This window comes from uncultured Pontibacter sp. (assembly GCF_947502515.1).
GTDB lineage: Bacteria > Bacteroidota > Bacteroidia > Cytophagales > Hymenobacteraceae > Pontibacter.
In genome coordinates this window covers 1,002,263-1,009,324 of sequence record NZ_CANNAI010000002.1, presented here as the reverse complement: position 1 = coordinate 1,009,324, position 7,062 = coordinate 1,002,263, and the positions used below count along the sequence as shown (strand labels likewise).

Genomic DNA, 7,062 nt, shown 5'->3' with positions numbered 1-7,062 from the left:
AAGAGTTAAGTGTGATTCCAAAAGATAGCCCTTATCCGCTGCTTTTTAAAACCAGCTACCGAAGGTTTAGTGCAACAAAGAACAGGCCTCATATTCGGCTAACGCCTTACCCGTTGCCTGCACCAGCACGTTCACTTTTAATAGCCTTACCCAACATATTACAACACCTCCAACCTATGCGAAAAGTAATTTTAGATCTGGCTATAACCCTCGACGGATACATTGAAGGATCGAATGGTGAAGTCGATTGGTGTGTCATGGACGATGACATGAACTTCCAGGGCTTTCTGTCAGGTATAGACACTATCCTCTATGGCCGGGTAAGCTATGAGATGTGGGGCAACTTTGAGCCAGAACCCAACGCAAGCGAAACGGAGAGGGCCATCTGGACGGCTGTTCACTCTAAGAAGAAGATTGTTTTCACTAGCAAAGCGCAACAGGACGGAAATGTCACTTTTATTTCCTCAGGAATACCCGAAAAGATTGCCGAGATCAAAAAGCAGGACGGCAAAGACATCTGGCTGTATGGTGGCGCAAAACTTATAACAACTTTTATACAGCATGGGTTGATCGATATTTACCGGATTTCCGTGCACCCTACCGCTTTAGGGGCAGGCAAACCACTTTTTCAAGACTTGAAAGAAAGAATAAACCTTGATCTGATAGAGGTAAATAGGTTTAGATCCGGGGTGGTACAGCTTATCTACAGTCATGTAAGTTGAGTTTAGATTCGTCAGGTATAAGTAATAAGCTGCCATGATCACACATGGTACCTTATGCAGGCGTTAGTCAAAACCTATCCCTGTACAGTAATCCATATTTATTGTTATCTCCAATGAAGAGCCTCGGCATAATCCGGGGCCTTTTTTCGTTTTAGGCAATCTGTCTCATGCTCCTAATAGTTAAATTACTATATTTAATACCGTGCAGTTAGGTCGAGGGATCGCAAATGATCTTCTCAACCATACAGCAGGCAGATTTTAAAAGATCAGATCGAGAAAACAGGCTATGGTAATCACAATCAAAGATGAAACATTCACAGGCAAGGTTTTGAATGAACTAAGTCTGGAGTTTGGCAATGACAGGATGTCGGTTAAAGACATTATTATGGCACGGGTGATTTGGGAGGTAGAGGACTATAACACCAGATTTCCGGAGTTTTATCAGGGTCTGGTGGAGCCAACCGATGCTGAAAAAACGCTGAACGGGTACAAACTGAGGTCCAGAAAGCTGATTGATGCCGAGGAGCAAGCCTATGTGGCCTTAGATGCATTTCAGAAAAATGGCTTTTTTGTGTTGGTTGATGACGTGCAGGCTGAGTCGCTTGAGCAGGAAGTCATCCTTCGTAGCGACACCAAGATCAGCTTTTTGAAACTTACCCCTTTAGTAGGAGGCTGATTATGGGCATATTAGACAAACTGAAAGATACGCTGACCAAGGTGAACTCTATCGCGAACGGTTATAGCGAATACGATAAACTCATCGAAGATACCCTCAAGGAACATGAACAAACGAGGGACTACTCCTGGGGGATAAAGTTGAGTGACAACTCTGTCTATAAAGATAAGGTTGCCAAGTGGCCTGATAAGGAGAAGATGGATTTTGCCCTTTACTGTGCAAGCAAAATAAGCGACTATCACAATAACAGAAGCAGCTATTTCTCACAGGATGCGACGTATCAAAATAATATTGTAAGAGAAGCATACCTTGCACAGCTATTCAGAACAAAGCTTGCTTTAGGTGATGAGGATGTAGAGAAACTGGTTGGTGCCTTCGGGAAGAGCAAAAAATGGCATTGGGGAGTAGTTAATGCCTGGCCTATTGCTCCTTTGCTGACCCAGGTGGATCGGCAGTATAAGGGAAAAGAGGTTTCTGAAAGGATGGAAGCGTCATTGAATACCTTAAAGGATCAAATTCAGAAGATAGATGACAGCTTTTATGAGAAGCAGAAGCTAAAACTGACGGAAAGAATAGATACCCTTTTATTTAAATCGCAGGATTGCAAAAGCATCAAACCTACTTGCTTTCTTGGGCAGGATGGGTTCTCTGAATACGCCAATACAACCATCCAATCGCTGCTGGAGCAAGAGCGGCAGATCTGGTACCAGCTGCTTACCAAAGCGCAGAAAGCGACAGGATCTAAGCCATCAAACAAATACTTAGCCGATACCAAAGCCTTGTTCAAAGAACTGGGACCGGATAAGTTTAAGCGAATGGTAAACGACTGGTTTAGCTTCCTGACTCAGCTGAAAGAGAAGACGACCGAACATACCAGCAGTTATGGCGGCCGAACCTATACCTACACCAACTCGGAATACCTGAGTTCGGTTAACATCGAAGCCATCAAAGGCTTTATCTGGATGTGTGCACATTTTCATGATAATGCCACACTACAAAATCTGGCACAATTGGCCGAAAGGTGTTACAGAAAGATTCCAGGCAAAGGACCTGCCGCTGCCGCAGTAGGAAATGCCTGTCTGTTTACGCTGTATAAGTCAAAGGGGCTGGACGGGGTAGGCCACCTCTCCAGACTGAAGCTTCGAATTAAGCAAAGCAGCACCCAACAAGCCATCGGCAAATACATAGATGCTGCTGCGCTGGAGCAGGGAGTATCGACACACGAGATAGAAGACCTGGCAGTAGAGAACTTTGGCTTGGCGGAAGGTGCAAGAACCTACCAGTTTGACGACTATACCTGCACAGTACGAATAACTGGTGTTGGAAAATCAGAATTGAACTGGTTTAAGCCAGATGGCATGCCGCAAAAATCAGTGCCTGCTTTTGTGAAGGAGAGGCATAAAGTAAAGCTGAAAAAAGTAAAAGATACCCAAAAGCAAATCGACCAGACGACTTCTGCCCAGCGGGACAGGCTAGATCGCATGCTCCGTTCAGAAAGAAAGTGGCATTTTGGAAATTTCAGAAAGCTATACCTGGAGCACGGCTTGATGGCTTATCTGACTAAAAAGCTTATCTGGAATTTCACTTTTGATGATAGCGTCGTTTCGGCCATCTTCTTGAATGACCAGTGGATAACAAAGGAGAATGAAGTAATTATACCTAACGAGAATGTCCAGGTATCCATGTGGCACCCTGCTGTGCATACTGTGGAGGACATCAGGCAGTGGCGTGACTTTCTGATTGAGAACCGTTTGCAGCAGCCCCTGAAGCAGGCTTTTCGGGAGGTATACCTGCTCACCGAGGCAGAGGTGCGAACCAAGACTTACAGCTATCGGATGGCAGCGCATGTGCTCAAGCAGCACCAGTTTAACATGCTGGCCAAAACCCGTGGCTGGAAGTACTCCCTCATGGGGGCCTATGATGACGGGCGCTTTAATGAGGCAGCAGAGTTACAGCTACCGGAATATGGGCTGAAGGCAGAGTATTGGGTGAATGAACTGAATGCCGAGGATGCTTTCAATGATACTGGCATTTGGAACTTCATTACCACAGACCAGATACGGTTTACTGACACCGCTACGAATCAAACCAAAGACCTGATTGACATTCCATCGGTACCTTTCTCGGAAGTGCTCCGTGATGTCGATCTGTTTGTTGGGGTAGCGAGTGTCGGGAATGATCCTACCTGGAATGACTCAGGAGGCGTGCCAGCTTACCGTGACTACTGGACATCCTATTCATTCGGTGACCTCTCCGAAGTAGCCAAAAACCGCAAGGAAATACTGACCGGCTTGGTTCCTCGCCTGAAGATAAGCAAGGTGGCAACCATTCAGGACAAATTCCTGGTGGTGAAAGGGAAGCTGAGAACCTATAAAATACACATTGGCAGCACCAATATCCTGATGGAGCCGAATGACCAGTACCTGTGCATAGTGCCGGATAGGAGTCAGAAGATTGTGACAGAGAATGTGTTCCTGCCTTTTGAGGGAGATAATGGCTTATCTATTATTTTATCCAAGGCATTCCTTTTGGCAGAGGACGACAAGATTACCGACTCCACCATTACTTCACAAATCAGCCGGAAGTAGTATAGGTGTAACAGTTTTTGAAGGACAAGCTGCATGGACCTATTCGTTGTCATCTGGGACGATGGGTAGCGAGACATGGTTATGGGAAAGTTAGATACAAGATTAGCAAGTACCATTATCATACATGAAGATAATCCTCAAAGAGCAAACAGGCGGCACTGCCTGAAGCTAATCAATATTTATATTGTAGTTCTTTTGTTATGGAAGTCCCCGGAACAACCCAGAGCTTTGTGACACTCTCTGATTGCCCAATCTTATTTCATTGGAATTTTATATCTTAGACTTATCTTAAAGTATTGACTTTAGGAAATCAACCCGCAATACCATACTCAGCACATGGCACAGTTGGGGTAGCTAATATTCCTTTAATCATTTAGCAAAAAATCAATTACGTGATATAATCTATGAAGAGGCAAACACTGATTCTGATCAACATGATGTTGGTTCTTTTCCTTCTGAGTTCATGTGCAGACGATGATGAAAACGCACCTGCCAACCTGCTGGTATCAAAAACCTGGAAGAGAGGAGTAGTTGATAGGAATATGAATTCAAACCCTCCTGGAAGGATTTTTTACAACCCTTGGCCAGATTGCTCAAAAGATGATTTGATTACGTTTGACTCAAATGGCAAGTTAACGGTGGACCAAGGCAAAGTGAAATGTGAAAGTAAAGAGCCAGTCATCAGAACTATGTCATATACCTATGATAAGGATACCAAACAGTTTACCATTGATGGCGCCTTATTCACTGTCGCGGAAGAATCTAAAGATCAGTTTAAGTATTATTCACATTTGCCTTCGCATACAGGGTACGATTACATAGTATACCTGCTTCAATAGTACGACTAAATACGGGTGGCGCCCCAACAATTTTCCTGAATACTGGCAATTTGGGACAACCAACTGCTTTCACGGTACTGGATGTGCTCGGGCTGCTGGCTTAGCATACCTGCACAAAATCAAAGAAGCAACACCGGACACCAATCATTCCATGAACCCTTACCTCCAAATACTCCCCGAAGTGCAGCAGGCCCTGGCTCAAGGCAAAGCTGTCGTGGCCCTCGAGTCTACGATCATCGCCCACGGCATGCCTTACCCGCAAAATGTGCAGACGGCCCTGGAGGTTGAGGAGGTGGTTCGGGGAGCGGGTGCTATACCTGCTACCATTGCTATACTGGACGGCAAGTGCTGCATAGGTCTTACGAAGCAGCAGATCGAGCACCTGGGCCAGGCGAAGGATGTCTGGAAGGTGAGCCTGGTGGATATGCCTTACGTCATCAGTCAGAAAATTGATGGCGCTACAACGGTCGCTGCCACCATGCGCATTGCCGCTATGGCAGGTATACGGGTGTTCGTTACAGGCGGGATCGGGGGTGTGCATAGGGGAGCAGAGACCACCATGGATATCTCGGCAGACCTGACTGAAATGGGGCAGACCTCCGTAGCGGTGGTATCAGCGGGCGTGAAGTCGATCCTAGATATAGGGCTGACCCTGGAATATCTTGAGACGAAAGGGATACCAGTTGTTACTTTCGGCCAGGATGCCTTCCCCAGCTTTTATTCCCGTCAGAGTGGTTTTGCCTCTCCACTGCGACTGGACTCTGCCCGGGAAATTGCGGGCCTGCTACGCACCAAATGGGAGTTGGGGCTGGATGGAGCTGCACTGATAGCGAATCCCATACCTAAAAAGTTTGAAGTGCCTGCGCCCGAAATGGAATGGTATATCACCCAGGCCTTGCACTCCGCCGCACAGCAGCACATCAAGGGCAAGGCCGTTACTCCTTTTCTATTAAAGTATATCGCTGAGCATAGCCAGGGCGAAAGCCTCGAAGCCAATATCGCGCTGATCAGGCACAATTCCCGGTTGGGAGCAGAAATAGCGGTAGCTTATAGCGAGCCTGGAGTTTAGCTCTGACCGGCTATACCTATTTAGTAGGGGCAGTTTCGGGCTTTGCAAATCCACTGACGGGTACTTTCTTCTCCTGTGGCAAGGTATGGCCTGACCGTTGTTTGTACCATGTTTTGAGTCTGCTTACGACCGGCTTTTCAACATAGGCTGTAATCAGCCAGGCCGCTGTAAGTGTGATGGCTAGTGGTGGCACGATCACCAGCAGGCTATCGCCGAATAAGTGCTTCGTCTCATTGATGATCACATAACCTACAAACTGGTGGATCAGGTAGAGTGCATAGGAGATACTGCCCAGGAAAAGCAGCACCTTGTTCACCAGGAAGTCCATTTTGCCAATCAACCCCAGGTAAAATACCCCGAAGAAGGAAATAACCACGAGCGTATGCGGAAGTCCTTCCGGCAGGTATAACGCCACTATCACGGCGATGCAGAAGAGCAGGTGAGCAAGCACAATGTTTCGTTTTTCGGGCTGCTTCATAAGCAGGTAAAAGAGGATGCCCGCATAGAAGAACACGCCATGGTATAGGTTCAGGATGGCACCGACCGGACCAAAGCTAACGCCATACTTATGCACCAGGCTCAGCAGCACCCATACCGGACCCACCCACAAAATACGCTTCAGGTTATTGGTCATGAACAGGCCAAGCATCATCAGGTAGAACATCCATTCCGAAAACAGCGACCAGTATACACCGTCCACGTCTGGTACGCGGGCCAGCTTCTGGAACATGGTCAGGTTAACGAGCATGTCGGTGAAGGTAGTCTCTAAGCCGGGCAGGCCAAATGTCTGCACCACCACGAAAGTTGTGATCATGCTGAACCAGTAAGTCGGGTAAAGCCGGATGCCGCGGTTAAAGAGAAACTCGCTTCCGCTCTTGATCCTGTCGAAACTGAAGAAGATCACAAAGCCTGAGATCATAAAGAAGAGTTCCACCCCAAACAAACCGTAGTCGAAGTCGAAAGCAGGGGAGAAGCTGTGGCCGTAAAGGCTGCGGTAAACGGAAGTATAGTGGAAAAGGGCCACTGAGAGTGCGGCAATGCCCCTTAAAGCGTCTAAGAATAGAAGTCTGTTCATAACGATAATCAAATACGGCTCTGAAGGCCTAAGGACATTACCTGTTTCCTTCTGCACCGCTGCCTGGCTGATACGGCCTGGATTTATAATGTG

6 protein-coding genes are annotated in these 7,062 nt (G+C 46.9%); 5 read left to right on the top strand and 1 reads right to left on the bottom strand.

Annotated elements, in window-relative coordinates:
- Positions 1 to 176 precede the first annotated feature (176 nt).
- The 5 genes from Q1A54_RS09085 (at position 177) to Q1A54_RS09065 (ending at position 5,894) form a co-directional block, all read left to right on the top strand.
- Complete coding sequence (locus Q1A54_RS09085; RefSeq protein WP_299986903.1) at positions 177 to 722, top strand: dihydrofolate reductase family protein; 546 nt, start codon at positions 177 to 179, stop codon at positions 720 to 722.
- A gap of 286 nt (positions 723 to 1,008) precedes the next feature.
- Entirely contained in the window at positions 1,009 to 1,398 is a 390-nt protein-coding gene (locus Q1A54_RS09080; RefSeq protein WP_299986901.1) for a hypothetical protein, read from the top strand.
- Between the two features lie 2 nt (positions 1,399 to 1,400).
- Entirely contained in the window at positions 1,401 to 3,986 is a 2,586-nt protein-coding gene (locus Q1A54_RS09075; RefSeq protein WP_299986899.1) for a DUF4132 domain-containing protein, read from the top strand.
- A 404-nt stretch (positions 3,987 to 4,390) separates the two neighbouring features.
- Positions 4,391 to 4,825 carry a hypothetical protein gene (locus Q1A54_RS09070; RefSeq protein WP_299986897.1) on the top strand — a complete coding sequence of 145 codons (435 nt, stop codon included), beginning with the start codon at positions 4,391 to 4,393 and terminating at the stop codon, positions 4,823 to 4,825.
- Between the two features lie 151 nt (positions 4,826 to 4,976).
- On the top strand, positions 4,977 to 5,894 hold the full coding sequence (locus Q1A54_RS09065; protein WP_299986895.1) for a pseudouridine-5'-phosphate glycosidase: 918 nt from the start codon (positions 4,977 to 4,979) through the stop codon (positions 5,892 to 5,894).
- 16 nt (positions 5,895 to 5,910) lie between these two features.
- On the opposite strand, the gene Q1A54_RS09060 is transcribed toward Q1A54_RS09065, so the two are convergent.
- On the bottom strand, positions 5,911 to 6,969 hold the full coding sequence (locus Q1A54_RS09060) for an acyltransferase (protein ID WP_299986893.1): 1,059 nt from the start codon (positions 6,967 to 6,969) through the stop codon (positions 5,911 to 5,913).
- Between the last annotated feature and the right edge of the window lie 93 nt (positions 6,970 to 7,062).